Source organism: Staphylococcus roterodami, from assembly GCA_022493055.1.
Classification (GTDB): Bacteria; Bacillota; Bacilli; order Staphylococcales; family Staphylococcaceae; genus Staphylococcus; species Staphylococcus singaporensis.
In genome coordinates, this window is sequence record CP092781.1 from 2,701,053 (window position 1) to 2,722,256 (window position 21,204).

A 21,204-nucleotide genomic window follows, 5' to 3' on the forward strand; every position below is an offset into this window, starting at 1 on the left:
GATGTGGAAATGATTTTTTTATTTTAAATTGAGATAATCACTATTACCAACCTTGTCCTGAGATATCATATTGCTCTAAATCCCCTTTGTCTAAAGCAGTCAGTGCAGCTTCTAAAGTATCCAATGCTGTATCTAATTGCTCATAAGTTATAACAAGTGGTGGTTGAAATCGCAATACATTTCCAGCTACAGCAATAATGACTACACCGTGTTCAAAGCAATAATTACAAATTTTAAGTGCTGCACTGGCATCGCGTGTTTTGAGTATTTTGTCAGAAACGATATCAATTCCTATTGTAAGACCTTTGCCTCTAACATCCCCAACACTATTGAATTGAGTTATCCATCGATCCATTCGTTTTCTTACATATGTTCCTTTATCAGTACTAGCTTGAAGTAATGATTGATCTTCAATCATCTTAATAGTTGCTAAAGCAGCTTCACAGCTTACTGGATTGGCACCTGTTGTAAATAAATGTGCAGGCGCTTCTAAACAGTTCATAATCTCTTTGCGTCCAACAATTGCTGACATAGGCATACCACCAGCTAAAGACTTTCCAAATGTAATTAAATCTGGCGTAAAGTTAAAGTGTGATACAGAACTCCATGTGCCTGTTCGTCCAAAACCTTGTTGAATATCATCTACTGCGATTAAAATACCATTCTCACGACAAATCTGTTCTAACGCTTCGAAATAACCTGGAACTGGCTCTAAAAGTCCGCCATCACCTTGTATCGTTTCAATAACAATACATGCAACTTCTTCAACAGGTACATATTTCGCAAACATTTCTTTTAACGGTGCTAAATATTCTTCTACAGTATTGGCTTTTGGCTGTTCATACATACCACGATAACTATCAGGAAATGGGATATGATAAAAACCATTCAAGAGTGGCCCATAATGTTTACGCATATTTAAACTAATCGCTGACATAGACAATGCACCAAAGGTTGAACCATGATATGCATTCGTAAAGCTAATAATATATGGACGTCCAGTATATGCTCTAGCGAATTTAATGACACCATCATTTGCATCTGATCCAGTTAAACCAAATGTTACTCTTTTTTCAAAATCTCCTGGTGCAATCTCACAAAGTTTTTTAGCTAAACGTACTAATGGTTCATGATACATATATGCTGGTGTATAGTGTATAAATTTATCTACCTGTGCTTTTATCGCATCTGTCACTTCTTTAGGTGCATGACCTACATTTTGAGAACTCGCGCTAGACAACAAATCAATATACGTTTTCCCCTCAACATCAACCAAAGTTGCACCATACCCATGATCAATAACTAATGGGTAATACTTAATACGTCCAGATTTCGCAAAATAATGCTCGTCCTCTTGAATTAATTGATGTATTTTACTCATCTTACATTCCCTCCCAATGACAGTACTTACTCGTAGAACCAACTATCTAAACTTGATTATAAAATTCGACTAAGAATTACATTTAAATACTGTCATGCCATTTTGAATACTATCCAATATACTAATAAATTTCAGATTTGTAAATATATTCTGATAATTGTGAATTTTATAATCATAATTGCAGATTTGGATATCAACTATTTAATTAGGGAATACAATGAATATATTTCAATTTTACTTATCGAGGTGATGTGCATGCGTTTAAAAGTATTGCTTCATTTTACAGCTGCGATAGTCATTTCAGTCGTTTTGTTATGGATGACTATGTTATTTGATAAATTAAATGCTCAAACGCATTTAGAAGATTTATTACTAAATTTAGATTTTTTGATTGCACCTGAAAACACACCATTTATCTTGGAATTGATATGTCACTTAATAATCGGCATTGTTATCTATATCATTTTTGTGCTGCTATTTCATTTCTTTAAAAGACTTTATTATTGGAGCTATGTACTGTTATTTTTCATCTTTATCACTTTATATCCTTTCTTAATTTTCATTGCACAGCGTCCAATGTTCCAATTTAATGGTGTTGAATTTATTGGATGGATAATCTCACATATCTGTTTTATGTTACTAATGATGTTTAGTATATCCAGAATAAAATAATATTTTTAATTAAACTGACAATTATTTTTCACATTTTATACACTTTTCAAGGTTTATGACTTGAGAAATGTTCTCATTTTTATCATACTGGAGGTGTATTGAAAAGTTAAGGAGTGGAAAGTATGAATAAAGAGCAATTAGAAAAAATGAAAACTGGAAAAGGCTTTATTGCCGCATTAGACCAAAGTGGTGGTAGTACACCAAAAGCACTTAAAGAATACGGTGTAAACGAAGATCAATATAGCAATGAAGACGAAATGTTCCAACTTGTTCACGATATGCGTACACGTGTGGTAACTTCACCTTCATTCTCACCTGATAAAATTTTAGGTGCTATTCTTTTCGAACAAACAATGGATCGCGAAGTAGAAGGCAAATATACTGCTGATTACTTAGCTGATAAAGGTGTTGTTCCGTTCTTAAAAGTAGACAAAGGTCTTGCTGAAGAGCAAAATGGTGTTCAATTAATGAAACCAATCGACAACTTAGACAGTTTATTAGACCGTGCAAACGAACGTCACATTTTTGGTACAAAAATGCGTTCTAACATTTTAGAATTAAATGAGCAAGGTATCAAAGACGTTGTTGAACAACAATTTGAAGTTGCTAAACAAATTATTGCTAAAGGTTTAGTTCCAATTATCGAACCAGAAGTTAATATTAATGCAAAAGACAAAGCTGAAATTGAAAAAGTATTAAAAGCTGAACTTAAAAAAGGTTTAGATAGCTTAAATGCTGATCAATTAGTAATGTTGAAATTAACAATTCCTACTGAACCAAACTTATACAAAGAGTTAGCTGAACATCCTAATGTTGTTCGTGTCGTTGTATTATCAGGTGGTTACAGCAGAGAAAAAGCAAATGAATTACTTAAAGATAACGATGAACTTATCGCAAGTTTCTCACGTGCATTAGCTAGTGATTTAAGAGCTGATCAATCTAAAGAAGAATTCGATAAAGCTTTAGGTGATGCTGTAGAATCAATTTACGATGCTTCTGTAAACAAAAACTAACTTTCACATCAAAAATGCTTTTAATTTAAACTAATAAATAAGACTCATACATGTGCTTTAAACGGCAATGTGTATGAGTCTTTTTTTTAGTAATCTCACTTTAGATGATGTGAAAAAAATCGGACAGCTGAAAAATCATAGAGATTTATCAGTTGCCCGATTTTTGATATAGCCATTAGAATTTAGTTTTCATAGTAACCTAATTCTAAGTCTTTTGAAGTTTGTTTACGGATTTTTCTCATTAATTTTTCGTCTTCAATTAATGATTCACCGTATGATGGAATCATTTTCTTAATCTTAGGTGCCCATTCAGTTTTGTATTCAGGGAAGTTACGTTCTAATACTTCTAACGCAACTGAAACTGAAGTTGAAGCCCCTGGTGATTCACCTAATAATGCGATTACAGTATGGTCTTGTGAGTTAACCACTTCTGTACCGAATTGAATGAATCCTTTACCATGTTCAGGAGTATCTTTGATAACTTGAACACGTTTACCAGCAGTGTATAATTGCCAATCTTCATTACGTGCTTCTGGGTAGAATGTACGTAAGTGGTTCATACAACCTTCTTTTGTCATAATCACTTGGTCAAATGAATATTTAATTAAAGGTAAGTTTTTAACTGCTGCTGCTAATAAAGTTGTAATGTTGTATGTTTTAACAGATTTGAATAAATCTAAGTTAGAACCGTTTTTCAAGAATTTAGGTCCAACATTAGCAAATGGTCCAAATAATAATGTTCTTTGACCATCAATGTAACGCGTATCTAAGTGAGGTACTGTCATTGGTGGTGTACCAGGTGGCTCTTTACCATAAACTTTGGCATCGTGTTGTTCAATAACTTGTGGATTTGTACAAGCTAAGAATTGTCCACTAATAGGGAATCCACCTAAATGTTTACTTTCAGGGATACCTGTTTTTTGTAATAATGGAATCGCTCCACCGCCAGCACCGATGAATACGTAGTCAGTTACTTGTTTAAATTTGTCACCAGTTAGGCGATTTTTAACAGTAACTTCCCATTGACCATTTGATAATTGTTCAAAATCAACAACTTCATGGTTAAATTGCACTGTTGCATTTGGATGCTTTTCAATGCTTTTAGCCATTTTACGTGTTAATTCACCGAAGTTTACATCTGTACCTTCGTCAATTTTACTTGCCGCCATAATACCAGGATTATCTTCACGGCCTTTCATCATCAATGGAATCCATTTTTTCATTACTTCGATGTCTTCTGTATATTCGATGTTATCGAACATAGGGAATGCTTTCATCGCTTCGTAACGATCTTTTAAGAATTTAACATTGTTTTTACCTCTAACATAACTGATGTGTGGTAATGGATTGATAAATTCTCTTGGGTTCTCGATACTACCGCTTTTTACTAAGTGACCCCAGAATTGTTTTGAAATCTCAAACTCTTCGTTAATCACTTTAGCTTTTTCGATGTCGATAGAACCATCAGGTTGTAAAACAGTGTAGTTCAATTCACATAATGCTGCATGACCCGTACCAGCATTATTTCTTTCGTTTGAACTTTCGATTGCAGGACGATCCAAGCGTTCGTAAACGTGGATATTCCAGTCTGGCTCAATTTCTTTTAACATTGAACCAAATGTTGTGCTAAGTACACCGGCTCCAATTAAAACGATGTCTTTACTATTAGACTTAGCCATTGGTTTCACCTCTCCAAAAATTGTAAATGTGTATCATCAATATGAAAGTTACATAAAACTGACATATCTCTATAAAATATCAACGCCATAAATAACTTCCTGTTTCAATTGATACGCTGTAACAAAATGCTATAGTTAATGCTTACATATATATGTTAAAGCAAGCAGTGGTAAATGTAAATTATAATTATTCATTAACTTTGCAATATATTAAATCTTTTATTCATAAAAGATAAATATCAAATCAATCATAATTATTTGGCAATAAATCGCTAACTACCATTTCCATTTTACAACCGACACACAGCATTTTAAACATATACCTATTTTGATACAATATAAGTGTAAAATCAATCATAAAAAGGAGATTCAATATATGCATCTAAGAAAACCACTTCAATTACCTTTAATATTGAAATTTATTTTGAATCTTGCGCTTGTAGGTATTGTAGTTATCGTTCTAACACACACTGAGTTTCGTTTTACTGCCGGTGATAGTAATGCATTTTTATTAAACTGGGAGATTCAAGGTTTAACATCTTATATTTTCTCATTCTTAATACTAATTGCGCTCATTTCTAAAATTATTTTAGTATTTATAACTAGAAAAAAGAACATCATAAATAAACAAGCAGTCCAGTGCGTATCATCATACCATACGCATTGGGCTGCTTTGCTATGCTTATTAATTGTTCTCTTTTTGTTGTTGCCATTTTTCTATTTCAGCATCTCGTAGTTCAACACGACGGATTTTACCTGAGTTTGTTTTCGGTAAATCGTCAACGAATTCAATCTCTCTTGGATATTTGTATGGAGCTACTTCATTTTTCACGAATTGTTGTAACTCTTTAATGAGTGCATTATCACCTGTAACATGATCTTGTAAAATAACAAATGCTTTAACGATATTACCACGAATATCATGTGGTTTAGCTACTACTGCACATTCTTTTACAGCTGGGTGGTTGGTTAAAGCATCTTCAACTTCAAAAGGCCCAATCGTGTAGCCAGAACTGATGATAATGTCATCTCGACGACCTTCAAACCAGAAATAGCCATCATCATCTACATGCGCTAAATCACCTGTTATATAATATTTCCCTGCTTGTGCTTTCGCTGTGCGCTCAGGCTCTTTGTAATAGCCTTTGAAAAGTGCAGGCAAATCAAGTGGGACTGCAATATTCCCCTTCGTATTAGTGGGAACATCATTACCCTCATCGTCTACTACTGTAACAGAACTTCCTGGAATACCTTTCCCCATCGATCCGCTTCTTTGTGGTGTATCTTTTAAAAAGCCGATTAATAATGTACTTTCTGTTTGACCATAACCATCTCTTACGGTTAAATCAAAATGTTTCTTAAATTGTTCTACTACTTCTCTATTTAACGGTTCACCCGCAGAAACTGCACTATGTAAATGTGTTAAATCATAGTCATTTAAATTCTGCAATTTAGCCATCATACGATACTCCGTCGGCGTGCAACATAATACGTTAATTTGATATTTTTGAAGCAATTCTAAATATGTTTCAGGACTAAATCTTCCATTGAAAACAAAAGCTGTTGCCCCAGAACCTAACACAGATAAAAATGGACTCCAAACCCATTTTTGCCATCCTGGTGCTGCCGTTGCCCATACTAAATCATCTTCATTAATACATAGCCAATGTTTTGGTGCCATTTGTAAGTGGGCAAATCCCCATCCATGACAATGTGTCACGGCTTTAGGATTGCCAGTTGTACCAGATGTATAAGATAAAATGGCTGTATCGTCACGCGTCGTATCAGCCATCTCTAATTGATTGCTTGCGTTTTCTTTTTCAGCTTCCAGTGAAATCCATCCATCTTTTTGACCAGCGATAACAAATTTAGTTAACGACTCGTATTCTTTAATATTTTCGAACTCTACAGTGAATGGTTCTAATGCAATGACTGCATTAATTTCACCATGTGTAATACGATATTGTAAATCTTTCGTTCTTAACATTTCAGAACATGGAATAATCGCAACGCCTAATTTTAAAGCAGCAATATATAATTCATACGTTGCAATAGAACGTGGCATCATGATTAATACTTTATCTCCCTTAGATAAACCATGAGATGCAAGTACATTTCCCACTTTATTGGCTTGTTCAATTAATTGTTGGTAAGTTACCGTTATATCTTCGCCTTCAGTATTATGATAAAGAATGGCTTTTTTATCAGGCATATGACTGTATTTTTCGATTTCTGAAATAATATTATATTTCTCCGGTGCAAATAAATCTGACTTCTGCATAACTAACTTCCTTTCATATTATACATCCACTTTTCCTGTAATGAACGCTGTTATTTTATAAATGAATTATGTATATCATACGCCTATCTTTACAGAATTTTCAATTAAATAGAGTTAGATATTAATGCCCTTAAAAGTGCGACGTGACTTTCGGCAACCTTCAAGGACATTTGAAATCTTTCTGATATACATTTTCTTCTAAATATTTTCAGCTAATTCAATGCGAATATTGTATGATAATTCACGATTAACTATCTTAACATCAGCACCTTTTGACGTTCCACGATGCTTGTGCGTCTGTTGGTACTCAGTTGAATTTTGCCAATTATAAAATGATTGTCTATCTTTCCAAAGTGTAATAATAATATAATGTCGACCAGTCATTCTCGGTCTTAAAAACCTTAACGCTTTAAATCCATCAACATGTTGCAAATGTTTAGTACGCTGTAAGAATTTTTGTTCAAATGCGTCTTCTTGACCTTTATTAATGTATAAATGATTTAATACACATAACGTATCATTTGATAAATCATTTATTTCTTCCAAGACATCGTAATAGGCAATGTCATTATTCTTTTGTATTGAAATACCGTCCTTCATTTCTTCTATTAAATAGGCTTTATATGTATCATATATTTTCATCTTTTACGCCTTCATTTCTTTATATTTTTTATTCATATTTTTTATTTATACTACTAGTCATTCATTCCCTTATTTTTAAAAAGCAATCATACTACGCATTCACTTTAAGCGATAAATCTTTAAGTAAACATGTGATGCTATTTTAGAATGAACCTTAGAAATTTTAAATTTATTCACGTTATTTTCGACAATTCTCCTGTATTAATCGATTAAATTTTCGACTTAATTACATGGAAGCAACTATTATTCCGCGTAAAAATAGCCGCTAACTCCTTTATTGAGAATTATCGGCTTTCGTATTTATATATAGCTAACGTTATATTATCGATTTATGATTTTAATTGATCATACAGAGAAAGAGATCTTTTAACAATTTCTAAAAATTCATGATCTAAATTGGACGTTTGATGAAAATAAGACAAAATATTTTCTGTTAGCTTTTCTTGTTTTGGAAATGATTCATCTTCTTTTATCCAAATCGCTAATTCGCCTAATGGTGTTTTATCATCTTTAAAGGTTTGTATATATTCGTAAAAGCTCATAGTATTCCTTCTCTCCATTTACTTATATAAATCCTACCACGAAAGCCTTCAAGAAAACACATTTAAATGTCTATTTAGTGAACTTTTTATAGTTATTCATACTTTAAACACTTTGCAACCTAATCTAATTATCGCTTTTTTTCTTATATTTCCGTCTGTAGCGTAACGCAATACTTTAATTTTCAACACTCAATTTCTCTATGTAAAAAAGCCTGGCACTATTACAACTTGAACTACACTCTTCAAAGTTCTCATTTTTTCAACGTCTACTTTTAAGAGAGCATTTCAACATGTGCCAGGCTACAGATATTTAATTATTTAGCATACGGCTTTACTTCGATTGCCCCTTCATTTTCATCATGAACACCATGTTTATAATAATCCACATATTGAGGTTCTAAAGGTTTTCTTCCACGTATAATGTCTGCAGCTTTTTCGGCTAACATCAACACTGGTGCATGGATATTACCGTTAGTTGTACGCGGCATAGCTGATGCATCTACTACACGTAAATTTTCCATACCGTGAACTTTCATTGTTAATGGGTCCACAACTGCCATTGGATCTGAAGCAGGTCCCATTTTTGCACTACAAGATGGATGTAATGCAGTTTCACCGTCTCGACGTACCCAATCAAGAATCTCTTCATCTGTTTGAACTTCTGGTCCTGGCGAAATTTCTCCCCCATTAAATGGATCCATAGCTTTTTGAGATAAAATGTTTCTTGCTACACGAATAGCTTCTACCCATTCTTTTTTATCTTCTTCAGTTGATAAATAATTAAAACGAATACTCGGCTTTTCAAAAGGATCTTTAGATTTAATTTTCAAACTACCACGAGAATTTGAATACATTGGACCTACGTGGACTTGATAACCATGTGCAACTGCTGCCTTTTGACCATCATATCTTACTGCTATAGGTAAGAAATGGAACATTAAGTTAGGATAGTCAACTTCGTTATTTGAACGAACGAATCCACCGCCTTCAAAATGGTTAGATGCCGCTGCACCTGTACGTGTAAAAATCCATTGCAAACCAATAAATGGCATACGTTTAATATCTAAGCTTGGTTGTAACGATACAGGCTCCTTACATTTATGTTGGATATATACTTCTAAGTGATCTTCAAAATTTTCACCTACACCTGGTAAATGAACACGGGGCTCAATACCTTTTGATTTTAAAAATTCTGAATCACCGATACCTGATAATTGTAATAATTGTGGTGTGTTAAATGCACCACCTGATAAAATAACTTCATTAGCATTAACAGTATGCAATTTACCATTTTTCTTATATGTCACACCTGTTGCTCTTCTACCTTCATAATGAATTTCCGTAACAAAGGCACGTGTCTCAACTGTTAAGTTTTTACGTTTCATTACTGGATGCAAATATGCTCTTGAAGCTGACATACGACGACCACGGTGAACTTGACTATCAAAAGGTCCGAATCCTTCTTGTCTAAATCCATTCACATCAGGTGTCTTATGATAACCTGCTTCTACACCTGCATCAAAGAATGATTGGAATAATGGATTGGTTGCTGGTCCACGTTTTAGCTTGATTGGTCCATCGTGTCCTCTAAATTTATCATAAGGTGCTGCACCGTATGTTTTTTCTAATTTTTTAAAATAAGGTAAACAGTGCGCAAAGTCCCAAGTTTCCATACCTTCTGGCTCCGCCCAACCTTCATAGTCCATTGGATTACCACGTTGGTAAATCATGCCATTAATTGAACTTGATCCACCTAACACTTTACCTCGAGCATGTGCAACCTTACGACCGCCCATATGTGGTTCTTCGTCTGTTGAATAAATCCAATCGTAAAATTTATTACCGGATGGGAACATTAACGCAGCTGGCATTTGAATAAATAAATCCCAAAAATAATCACTGCGACCCGCTTCTAATACTAAGACTTCTTTATCTTTATCTTCACTTAGACGGTTACCAAGTACAGAGCCTGCACTACCGCCTCCAATGATGACATAATCATATGATTTGTTTTTATCGCTCATCGTTATGACCTCCAAAGTTTGTTGTATTTCAAAGTGAGTTTTTATGATATATATACATTAGTGACTGATTAAATGGCATTAAGTAGCCATATTTAACTAATTCACCATAGTAATCTTTTATTTAATGACAGTCATTTAAACTCTTGAAATGACCTTTAATTCTTTTTCAGTTCTAATCCAAATTATTGATAAACATCTATCACTTATACATAACAAAGTGAGTGTCTTGTGTTCTTACAATGGCACTCACTTTATCTAGTTTTATTTACTAAACCAATTTACTAATTGAGGATTTGTATTTGTTAAAATGTGTTTTGAAACTAAGTACTCTTCTAAGCCTTCTTTACCTAATTCTCTACCGATACCTGATTGTTTATATCCGCCCCATGGTGCTTGTGCAAAGTATGGATGGAAATCATTAATCCAAACTGTTCCAAGTTTTAATTTATTAGCTACACGTTGTGCTTTTCCAATATCTTTAGAAAATACAGCACCTGCTAATCCATATATAGAATCATTTGCTAATTGAATTGCTTCTTCTTCAGTGTCAAACCCTTCAACAGTTACTACTGGACCAAAAACTTCTTCTTGTACAATGCGCATTGATGTATCACAGTTCGTAATGACAGTAGGTTCAAAAAATAAACCATCTTTCAAATCATCTTTCTCTGGACGTTTGCCACCAACTGCAATTGTCGCACCTTCTGATTTAGCTACTTCCATATAAGATTCAATCTTATTGCGGTGTTCTGTTGAAATGACTGGACCCATTTCAGTATCAGCATCAAAACCATTGCCTAATTTGATTTTCTTTACTCTCTCAATAAGTGCTTGCTCAAATTTATCTTTGATGTTGTTCTGTACTAATATTCTTGATCCTGCTGAACAAACTTGTCCGGCATGGAAATATCCACCATTTAATGCTTGGTCTACCGCCAAGTCAAAATCAGCATCGTCAAAGATTATGTTTGGATTTTTACCACCAAGCTCCAAAGCAACATTCGTTACATTGTTGGCAGCATTTTTCATAATATGCTTACCAGTTTCAATGCCACCTGTGAATGACACAAGATCAACCTCTTTATGACCTGACATCACGTCACCGACTTCAGAACCAGCACCTAAAATAAGATTAATTGTTCCTTTAGGAAAGCCAACTTCTTCCATCAATTCAAAAACACGTATCGTTGTTAAGGGGGTAATTTCACTTGGCTTCATAACTAGTGAACAACCCGTAGCAAGTGCTGGTGCAATTTTCCATGATGCTTGTAATAATGGATAGTTCCATGGTGTAATTTGTGTTACCACACCAACTGGTTCCTTAACAACTTTACTTTCTGTATTCGGTATTGGTGAATCTATGATTTCGCCACCATCTTTATCTGCTAATCCTGCAAAATACATGAATACATTATGGATGTCATCCATATCTGCATATGATTCTTCTAATGTTTTTCCAGTATCTAATGTTTCTAAACGAGCTAATTCTTCGCGATGTTCTTTAATTTTATCCGCGATAGCACGTACTTTCTTACCTCTAGTTTCAGCAGTTTCTTGTGACCATTCTCCAGACTCAAATGCACGTCTAGCAGCTAAAATTGCACGTTCCGCATCGTCTTTAGTCCCTTCAGAAACTGTAAATATCACTTCTTGATTATAAGGATTGATAATATTTCTTGTGTTATTATTCGCGCTTTCAACCCACTCACCATCTATGTATTGACGCTGAGATAATTGTTTTAAAAGTTCCATTCAACAACCTCCGTTAAGTTTGTTAAATTTTTATTTAACGAATTTTACAAACTTATGTTAGCATAGAAATGAAAATTGTGTCAATTTGTAAAACAACTAATGAATTTAGTTTTGTAAGTTTGTTAGATTTTTAATTAACGAAATGTTTAACTTTAACACTTTAAATATTTTTAATGTCTTTTTTTATAAAAGGTTTTATAATGTATTAGTATTTATTTTAGAATGACCAAAACGATGCATGGAGGTGCAATGATGACTCGTTCTCAGAACAATCAGCAACAATTAGAACAAGCAAAAGATATTGTAATTAATTCAATTGGGCAGACAATGGATTTGTATGGCACTAACCGAAGTGTAGGTAACTTATATGGCACTATGGTGTTTGAAGGCAGTATGACGCTTGATGAAATGCGTCATCAATTGCAAATGAGTAAACCTAGCATGAGTGCTGGCGTTAAAAAACTACAGGAATTTGATATTGTTAAACAGCAGTTTACAAGAGGTAGCCGAAAGCAGCATTTTATTGCAGAAAAAGATTTTTTTATCTTCTTCAGAAATTTTTTCGCTAAAAAATTCCAACGTGAAATTGATATTAATGTTGAAGCAGTGAAAGACGCACAAGCAATTATAAATCCGTTACTTGAAAGTAGCGATTTAACAGAAGCCGAATCACTAGAAGCACAAAAAATCAAAGCTCAACTTGACCATACACACGTGTACTATGAATGGTTAGAGCAGTTGACTGAAGCAATTGAAAGTGGTGAAATTTTCAAATATTTCCCAATTCCAGAACAACCTTCTAGTTCTGAAGATTAAAATCAGCCTCGAACAGCGACAATAACAACAACAGATATTTAAAATAATGCTATAGATACATGAAAAGACGGTAATTTCTATCTCAACAAATAGAAATTGCCGTCTTTATTTTTATATGACAATCAATTATGAAGTTATTTTCTAGTATTTTCGTACACTCATTATATTACTTAGCCAATGTATTTTACTTATCTATTCTCGCCTTTGCGAACTCTATCAATAATATTTTGTATTTGCTTCTGCTTTTCATTTTCATCTTCTACAAAGTAAACTAGCGGTTCATCCTTGACAGAAACCCAAGGTACAAGCACGTCAAAGTCTAATTCTTTAATCATTTCTAAACTTTGAATAGACTTTTCTCTGTCACTTGAACCTAATATAACTGTTCGCCATATATTACCTTCAAAAAATATAAAATCCCCAGTAAATAAGTACCGATGATGCCCATCATCCCATAAAAACAGTGTCGTTCCTGGTGTATGTCCAGGTGCAGGAATAATTTCTAAATCCTTATCCAACATTTCACGATTACTCAATTGGTATTGGGCAGAAAACTTATTTTTCAGCCCATCCGCATCATTTTGATGTATGTAGTACGGTGCATCAAATTGATTAGACCCTCCTAATGACTCATGATCATGATTCATTAATACTTTTGAAACACCACCTAATGATGCAACGTCTTGTTCAACCTCATCTAATCGACCTGAATGATAAATCATAACGTTACCCGCTTCACGTTTTAAAATGAAAGATTTAAATAAAAAACGTTTATCAAAAGGCAGTTCCGAAATAGGTGTCGCATACAAATTTTGAGTGATGCAATTTAAATTTGTATATGGTTGAGACTGATTATTTTTATACTGATTAGTCATTACATTCTCCCCTAAACTAATTTGAAATCTACTTAAAGGTTACCCGCTATTTAATTTCATAATCAAAGAATACTGATTAATAAATAGCAAAATAATCAATTATTCCATATTAATGCTCAAGATTACATCTTAAGTATTTTTTAGGCTTTATATTTCTTATAAATAGTAGATAGGTGTTATTTCATTTTCAACAAATAGAAAATTCATATATTGAATAGCTAAGAATCTTCAAGCACTTCTCTAATTTTTCAATACTTATTTTTTTAATACCAGTTGAATTAAACAACGTATAAAGAATAATTGTTAATTAATGAACAAAAGCCAATATAATGATTATTGTTTATAGCTTTGCCATATATTACCTTTAGGATAGTTACAGTTTTTAAGTGTAAAATTACTTCTTATAAACATACTTAAAGGTGGGATTTTGATGAAACTTTATGCAGACATAATTATCGTAGGCGGTGGGCCATCTGGTTTAATGGTGGCAAATGAGTTAGCACAGTTTGGTATTGATACTATGATTCTTGAAAAAAGATCTGAACCAACCCTTTCTCGATCTGGTGTAATACAACCAAGGGTGTTAGAAATTTTTGATTCTAGAGGTTTTGTTGATAAATTTATTGATCGCGCCAAAGAATTACATCCACATCCCCAATCAAGCGGAGGAGTTTGGGCTGGATTATCTGGACTTGATTATTCAGTACTTGATAGCTCACACCCTTATAAACTACTTTTAACACAAGTTGAAACCGAAAAAATACTTGCAGAAAGAGCAACATATCTAGGTGCTCATTTTCATCGTAATATAAAAGTCACTAATGTAAGAGAGAAAGATGAATATGTTGAAGTAGATATCGTAGATGATATGAACAACAATAAAACATTAACATGTAAGTACGTTGTGGGTGCTGATGGAGGTAACAGTACTGTTAGAAAGTCATTAGGTATCAAATGGAATGGATATGAACCTACACACTCCATCGTTAATTTAGAAGTTGAAATTCCTTTTCCATGGTCAGAACGTGAAGCTAAAGTCGCCGACAATGAATTCGGTTGGTGCTTAGTCATACCAATGGATAAAAATCTTACTCGTTTTACTGTCATTGACGCTGAAGATACGAAAAGACTTCATCAAAATGAACCTATTGACCTTGAACGTGTCAAGACTATTATTAAAAAAATATGGAATAAAGACTTTAACTTTAATAACATCAAATCAGCCTTGAGATTTAATGATGCTATGTACATGGCCAATAAAATGCAAACAAATCGCGTTTTTTTAGTAGGAGAATCTGTTAGAATTCATTATCCTGCAGCAGGCGTAGGAATGAATTTTTGCTTGCAAGATGCATTTAATTTAGGTTGGAAATTAGCTTATACAATCAAACGTGGTTATTCGAATGGTTTGTTAGAAAGTTACGAATTAGAACGTAGACCATTAGTCAAAAAGCATTTAGAGGGTGTGCTTAACCAAACAGCAATACAATTGAATTTTTCGAAGGACATGGTTTCATTTAAGCGATACTTTGAAAATAATTTATTACCATTAGAAGATGTTAATCGTTTGATTGTTAATGATCTTTCCGGTCTTAGCTATTCTTATGGAGATGATGATTCACTCGTGGGAACACCCATTAGAAATTTTCAAATAAAGAATAATGATGGCGAGACACATACAATATTTGAATTATTGAGAGACCAACAATTTTTATTAATAGATCTAACAAATACCGAATTACCTACCGTCCCTCATCCTTTTAAAAACTATATCAAGTGTATATCTGGAAATATTATAAATAGAGATGATTTACAAGACCTTTCCTCTATCTTTGTAAGACCTGATGGACATATTGCATGGATGAGTGAAGAAAAGTTAAGCAATTCTAACTTTGAGCTTGAACTACGTAAATGGTTTTAATGTATCAAAAAACTGTTCTATCATAGGGGGAATAATATTTTGAACACTTTAAAATTAAAAGACGCTACTTTAAAATACACAACATTGGGAGCAGGACCCATCTTAATACTGATACCAGGTGCAAATGGAACAGGTGACATATTCACATTATTCGCTGAAGCATTAAAAGAACATTTTACAGTTGTCACATATGACCGAAGAGGTTATGGGGAAAGTACACTCACTCATCCCTTACCAACTCGTGCTTCAAATGCGTATGATGATTATCGAATTAAAAGAGATGCATTAGATATTGCAGAGCTAGCTACTCAATTAAGTCCCGACCCAGTTTATGTATTCGGCACAAGTTCTGGAGCCATAGTTGGAATGCATTTGTTAAAAGAATATCCAGATACTGTTAAAAAAGTCGCTTTACATGAACCACCTATCAATACATTTTTACCTGATTCAACAAATTGGAAAAAGAAAAACGAAAATATAGTAAGTGATATTCTAAATAAAGGACTCGAAGAAGGCATGAAAACTTTTTCTGAAAAAAACAATGCTTCTTCAGATGATTTGAACACATTATCTCAATACAGTACAAATAAATCAGAAGTTGAAAAACATAAATATAACCAAACTTTGTATTGGGCTAAATATGAAATCAGACAATATACACATTCAAATATTACACTTGACGATTTGAATAAAAACAAATCAAAAATCACCCTATTAAGCGGGTTAGATTCAAAAGGAAACTTCGTATATAATGTCAATCAGTATATTTCTAATTACATCGATATAGATGTTATTCATATGCCAGATGGGCATTTTGGTTACTTAAAAAAGCCAAAAGATTTTAGCACAACTTTGCTTGAGAATTGGGGATTCCTATCATAATACAATTTAAAAACGTTAGAGTAACGGTTTACTACCATTACTCTAACGTTTTTATTATAAATTATCATCTTGTTCTTCTTCTGATACTTGAACGATTCGCAATGAACGACGTTCAACTTCTTTTAATTTTTCAGCACGCGTTTCAAGTTTAATTCTATCGCGTCCTAAAATAATCAAGAATGATATCATCATGAAAATAAAAATAACAATTAATGGCACACTTGCCAGTATAGAAGCTGTTTTCAATACTTCTAATGCACGTTCACCACCAACTAACATTAATGAAAATGGTAATAAGCATAGAGCAAATGCCCAGAATAATCTGTTAGCTCGTAGCGGTTCGCCTACTACTTTTTTCTGAGAAGCAGCCGCTAAAATATATGATCCTGAATCGAATGTCGTCGCTAAGAATAAAAAGGCTGATACTAAGAATAGTACAATCATCAGTGACGGGAATGGTAAATGATGAACTACTTCAATAATAGTTGCTTCAGTACCGTGTGTATTTAAATATTGCGTTACATTAAATTGACCAGAGATTTGTAAATACACAGCATAGTTACCGAAAATACCAAAGAATAATACGCATCCAAGCGTTCCATAAATAATTGTTCCTAGCACGACTTCTTTAAGGCGTCGACCTTTTGAAATTCTAGCGATAAATAAACCGATAAATGGCGCATATACTAACCACCATGACCAGTAGAATATTGTCCAGTCTTGTGGGAAATTCGTTTCTTTTCGACCTTTAATACCACCGAATGGTTCTAACCATGTTGCCATATGGAAAAAATCTCTCAACATATTTCCGAACCCTGTTACTGTCGTTTCCATAATAAAAACAGTCGGTCCAATAATAAATATAAAGGCTAATAAAACAAATGATAGCCAAACGTTGATATCACTTAACTTTTGAATACCTTTTTTCAAACCTGTATATGAACTAATGGCAAATATGACCGTAATCGTTAATAAAATGGCCGAACGTAAAATCATATTTTTACCATCTAAACCAGTTAATCTTTCTATGCCTGCAGAAATTAATGGCACACCTAACGCTAGTGATGTTGCCGCACCACCTAGCAATCCAAAGATAAATAAGATATCTACAACTTTACCTACAAATTTATCTGTTTGCCCTTTTAAAATCGGACGACAAGCTTGACTAATTTTATAAACAGGTTGTTTTTTAACGAACACTAAATAGCCAATTGGTAATGCTGGCAAGACATAAATAGCCCATGCAATTGGTCCCCAGTGGAACATACCATATTGCGTCGCATATTGGAGCGCTTCATCACTCATACTTTTCGCACCATTTGGCGGAACTTGATAATAAAAAGCCCATTCAATGACACCCCAGTATAAAATATCAGAGCCGATGCCTGCACAAAACAGCATAGCTGCCCATGTGAATGTATTGAATTCTGGTTTATCACTTGCTTTACCTAGCGTGACATTACCATATTTGCCAAATGCGATATACATTACAAAGCAAAAAATCGCCAGCCCCATAAATAAATATATCGAACCAATTGAATTAGAAATGGCACTATTAATACCAGTGATGATATCTTCACTTGCTTTTGGAAAAGCCATCATAGGTATAACTGCAAAAAGAAGTACAACTACTGTACCAATAAAGGTCGTCCAGTCCATAACTTTCTCTTTTTTCAATTGTGCTCCCCCTAATTATTAATTTTATGAATCCTGTTTCGATTTATCTCAAAATGTAATAATTATATTGATTCACAAAATTGACAATAACTAATATTTAATAATAATGCAAATTTCATACAATTTGAAAGTTGGCAATTATTGAATATTTATATAATTTTTCTCACAATAAACAAAATATCAATAGCGCTAAAACAACTGTGTTAAGTTAAGATTTAACGAATTTAACAAATTTTATCATTGGGTCAATATCGTATTTTAATACACAATAAATGAATATTTATTTATTGTGAAACGCTACCATAAAGTTAGACTTCCTTCCCACTAAAATTAAATTTTTGTATAAATGTTCAACACTGTATGTGTATTTTTATTATTTATTTTTTCAGCAAATACTTAATTCTCTTTATTTCAAATTACCTATTCATCGTTTCAACAAAGGTATCCTCAGATTATTTACAATTTATAGGCACTCAATCTTTTATAGTTTTTTAAACAAACAAAAAGCAGCCAAGATCTACTTCTATTACTGTAGCTTGACTGCTTAATTTTTTTAACTAACAATGTATTCAATCATGCGTGCATTCGCAAGTGATTGTTGTACATCTATAATACGCTGATTCAAAGAGCCTTTATAAGGTAAATCGGGCTTAAATAAATGTTGAATAAATAGACCGTCTACTAAAACATCAATATATGATAATAATTCCCGACGCTCTGCACAATCATTTGCCAAATATTCATATAAAAACCCGGTCCATACCCATATTGTCTTCGTGTTTCCGAAACGTGCTCGAAATGCTTTAACAAGATTTAATGTGATATCCAAGTTGCAAAATGGTTCGCCGCCTAATAGACTTAGTCCCGATATATAATCATGATCACAATCATCTAAAATTTCGTCTAATATATCTTCTGTATATTGCTCACCATATCTAAACTTTTGCGAAGCTTTGTTGTAACATCCAACACAATTAAACGGACATCCTGATACATAAACACTGCATCGTACCCCTTCGCCATCTACAAAGCTATGTGATTCTATTTTAGCAATATAGCCTTGCCCTGTCTTAATATCTAAAAGTGTCATTCTTTTGGCGCTTTCATATGTTTTACACGGGCACAAATTTCTTTGTGACGACCTTTAATTACTGGACGTTGTACGGGATTGCCTAAGTATCCACAAGTTCGTTTAACAACATCAACTGTTTTAGGATTATCATTTCCACAGTTTGGGCATTTGAATCCTTTTTCAGTTGCTTCAAAGTCACCATCATAATCACATTCGTAACAATGATCAATAGGAATATTTGTACCTAAATAACCAACTTTGTCATAAGAATAGTCCCATACCGCTTCAAGCGCTTTTATGTTGTGCTGAAGTTTCGGATATTCACAATAATGAATAAAACCACCACTTGCATAATAAGGATAATCTTTTTCAAAGTCTAATTTTTCAAAAGGTGTGACATCTTTTCGCACATCATAGTGGAAAGAATTTTGATAATATCCTTTATCCGTGATGTCTTTAATGTCTCCAAATCTTTCTTGATCTAAACGACAAAATCGATCTGTTAAAGATTCACTTGGCGTACTATAAATACTGAACCAAATATCATATAACTCAGTCCATTTCGTTTGATAACGTTTCATCTCTTTAAGAATTTCAATCGTAAAGGCTTTTGCTTCTTGAGAAGTTTCCCAGTCTGGGCCATAGAAAACAGTAGCTGTTTCATATAATCCAATATAGCCCATCGAAATCGTTGCACGTTTATTTTTAAATAATTCTGCAACATCATCCGTTTCTTTTAATTTATAGTTAAATGCGCCACTTTTATATAAAATAGGTGCATTATTTGGCACAGCATCTTTTAATCGATGAATACGGTAAAGTAATGCATCGTGCAATACGTCCATACGTTCATAAAAGATTTCCCAGAATCTGGTCATATTACCGGCAGATTCAAGTGCCATTCTAGGTAAATTTAGTGTCACAACGCCAAGGTTGCAACGACCATTGTTTTCAAAATTACCTTCCGCATCTTTCCAACTTGGTAAAAACGAACGACAACCCATAGGTGCTTTGAAATCACCTAGAATATCGACAAGTTTGTCATAATTCAATATGTCTGGATACATGCGTTTTGTTGAACATTTTAATGCTAATTGCTTAATGTCATAATTTGGATCTTGTGGACTAAAATTTGTACCTTTTTTAATTGAAAATACAAGTTTCGGGAAAATGGCTGTAGTACGATCCTTACCTAATCCTTTAATACGTGTATTTAAAATAGCTTGTTGTATTTTACGACTTAAGTGATCTGTACCTAAGCCAAATCCTAATGTTACAAAAGGTGTCTGTCCATTTGACGTATATAAGGTATTAATTTCATATTCTAAACTTTCAATTGCATCATTTATATCTTTTGTGACTTGTTGGTCAACATAGCGTTCAATTTCAGATTCTTTGACAAATTGCTGTGCGATGCTTCTATGTTGTTCTTCATTATGTCGTGCATATGTACTGAGTAATTCATCAACGCGGTCAACCGTACAGCCACCATATTGACTGCTAGAAACATTAGCTATAATTTGTACAAGCTGCGCTGACGCAGTTTGTATAGATTTTGGTGATGTCACATTCGCGTTGCCTATTTCAAATCCATTATGTAGCATATTTTTAGCATCTATTAAACAACAGTTTGTTAACGGTTGGAATGGATGATAATCTAAGTCGTGAAAATGTATGTCCCCTCTTTGATGCGCTTCTGCAACGTGTTTCGGTAATAAATGATTTAATGCGTATGATTTAGAAACGATACCTGCTGTTAAATCTCTCATAGTTGAAAATGTGTCACTATCTTTGTTGGCATTTTCATTAACAATAGCAGGATCTTTAGAAATCAAACCTGTTAACGCTTCTTCGATTTGATTCAATTTTACCCCTTCTTCCTATATATTGTGTCTATCTATTACGTTAAACCACTATATATAGTATTTTCAAATTTTATTGCTGGTGTTAACTAAACCGTCACAAAGTTATTAAC

General features: G+C 33.4%; 16 protein-coding genes and 2 pseudogenes. 7 read left to right on the top strand and 11 right to left on the bottom strand.

The genetic code is table 11. From position 1 onward, the window contains the following. Window positions 1–43: 43 nt before the first annotated feature. Window positions 44–1,381 (bottom strand): aspartate aminotransferase family protein, encoded by a 1,338-nt coding sequence (locus tag ML436_13255; GenBank protein UMT78072.1) that lies wholly within the window; start codon window positions 1,379–1,381, stop codon window positions 44–46. Window positions 1,382–1,636: 255 nt separating this feature from the next. On the opposite strand from ML436_13255, the gene ML436_13260 reads away from it, so the two are divergent. After that, window positions 1,637–2,053, top strand: a complete 417-nt coding sequence (locus ML436_13260) for a hypothetical protein (GenBank protein UMT78073.1) — start codon at window positions 1,637–1,639, stop codon at window positions 2,051–2,053. Between the two features lie 122 nt (window positions 2,054–2,175). After that, window positions 2,176–3,066 (top strand): fructose bisphosphate aldolase, encoded by an 891-nt coding sequence (locus ML436_13265; protein UMT78074.1) that lies wholly within the window; start codon window positions 2,176–2,178, stop codon window positions 3,064–3,066. Window positions 3,067–3,248: 182 nt separating this feature from the next. Here ML436_13265 and mqo read toward each other — a convergent pair whose 3' ends face one another. Further along, window positions 3,249–4,745, bottom strand: a complete 1,497-nt coding sequence (gene mqo, locus ML436_13270; protein UMT78075.1) for a malate dehydrogenase (quinone) — start codon at window positions 4,743–4,745, stop codon at window positions 3,249–3,251. Between the two features lie 287 nt (window positions 4,746–5,032). Between mqo and ML436_13275 the strand changes: the two are divergent. Continuing rightward, window positions 5,033–5,358 (top strand): annotated as a pseudogene (locus ML436_13275) (hypothetical protein). 72 nt (window positions 5,359–5,430) lie between these two features. Here the strand turns inward: ML436_13275 and ML436_13280 are convergent. The 5 genes from ML436_13280 to betB form a co-directional block, all read right to left on the bottom strand. Further along, window positions 5,431–7,026, bottom strand: a complete 1,596-nt coding sequence (locus ML436_13280; GenBank protein UMT78076.1) for an AMP-binding protein — start codon at window positions 7,024–7,026, stop codon at window positions 5,431–5,433. 198 nt (window positions 7,027–7,224) lie between these two features. After that, complete coding sequence (locus ML436_13285) at window positions 7,225–7,668, bottom strand: antibiotic biosynthesis monooxygenase (protein UMT78077.1); 444 nt, start codon at window positions 7,666–7,668, stop codon at window positions 7,225–7,227. A gap of 329 nt (window positions 7,669–7,997) precedes the next feature. Beyond that, window positions 7,998–8,210, bottom strand: a complete 213-nt coding sequence (locus ML436_13290) for a sterile alpha motif-like domain-containing protein (GenBank protein UMT78078.1) — start codon at window positions 8,208–8,210, stop codon at window positions 7,998–8,000. Between the two features lie 314 nt (window positions 8,211–8,524). After that, a complete protein-coding gene (gene betA / locus ML436_13295) occupies window positions 8,525–10,234 on the bottom strand; it encodes a choline dehydrogenase (protein UMT78079.1) in 1,710 nt (569 codons plus the stop codon). A 261-nt stretch (window positions 10,235–10,495) separates the two neighbouring features. Beyond that, on the bottom strand, window positions 10,496–11,986 hold the full coding sequence (gene betB / locus ML436_13300) for a betaine-aldehyde dehydrogenase (GenBank protein UMT78080.1): 1,491 nt from the start codon (window positions 11,984–11,986) through the stop codon (window positions 10,496–10,498). A gap of 252 nt (window positions 11,987–12,238) precedes the next feature. Here betB and ML436_13305 point away from each other — a divergent pair, with 252 nt between their 5' ends. Beyond that, window positions 12,239–12,802: a GbsR/MarR family transcriptional regulator gene (locus ML436_13305; protein UMT78081.1), complete on the top strand. Its 564-nt coding sequence runs from the start codon at window positions 12,239–12,241 to the stop codon at window positions 12,800–12,802. 188 nt (window positions 12,803–12,990) lie between these two features. Here the strand turns inward: ML436_13305 and ML436_13310 are convergent, their stop codons facing one another. Continuing rightward, entirely contained in the window at window positions 12,991–13,677 is a 687-nt protein-coding gene (locus ML436_13310) for an MBL fold metallo-hydrolase (GenBank protein ID UMT78082.1), read from the bottom strand. A gap of 430 nt (window positions 13,678–14,107) precedes the next feature. On the opposite strand from ML436_13310, the gene ML436_13315 reads away from it, so the two are divergent. Together ML436_13315 and ML436_13320 are read left to right on the top strand one after the other, a co-directional pair. After that, window positions 14,108–15,598 carry an FAD-dependent monooxygenase gene (locus ML436_13315; protein UMT78083.1) on the top strand — a complete coding sequence of 497 codons (1,491 nt, stop codon included), beginning with the start codon at window positions 14,108–14,110 and terminating at the stop codon, window positions 15,596–15,598. A gap of 39 nt (window positions 15,599–15,637) precedes the next feature. After that, window positions 15,638–16,480: an alpha/beta hydrolase gene (locus ML436_13320; protein ID UMT78084.1), complete on the top strand. Its 843-nt coding sequence runs from the start codon at window positions 15,638–15,640 to the stop codon at window positions 16,478–16,480. A 54-nt stretch (window positions 16,481–16,534) separates the two neighbouring features. Here the strand turns inward: ML436_13320 and ML436_13325 are convergent, their stop codons facing one another. Next, entirely contained in the window at window positions 16,535–18,157 is a 1,623-nt protein-coding gene (locus tag ML436_13325) for a BCCT family transporter (GenBank protein UMT78085.1), read from the bottom strand. A gap of 131 nt (window positions 18,158–18,288) precedes the next feature. On the opposite strand from ML436_13325, the pseudogene ML436_13330 reads away from it, so the two are divergent. Then, window positions 18,289–18,366, top strand: a pseudogene (locus tag ML436_13330) (hypothetical protein). Window positions 18,367–18,710: 344 nt separating this feature from the next. Here ML436_13330 and nrdG read toward each other — a convergent pair. Then, window positions 18,711–19,247, bottom strand: a complete 537-nt coding sequence (gene nrdG / locus ML436_13335; GenBank protein ID UMT78086.1) for an anaerobic ribonucleoside-triphosphate reductase activating protein — start codon at window positions 19,245–19,247, stop codon at window positions 18,711–18,713. Then, window positions 19,244–21,094 (bottom strand): anaerobic ribonucleoside-triphosphate reductase, encoded by a 1,851-nt coding sequence (nrdD, locus tag ML436_13340; protein ID UMT78087.1) that lies wholly within the window; start codon window positions 21,092–21,094, stop codon window positions 19,244–19,246. The genes nrdG and nrdD overlap by 4 nt, the downstream gene beginning before the upstream one ends. Between the last annotated feature and the right edge of the window lie 110 nt (window positions 21,095–21,204).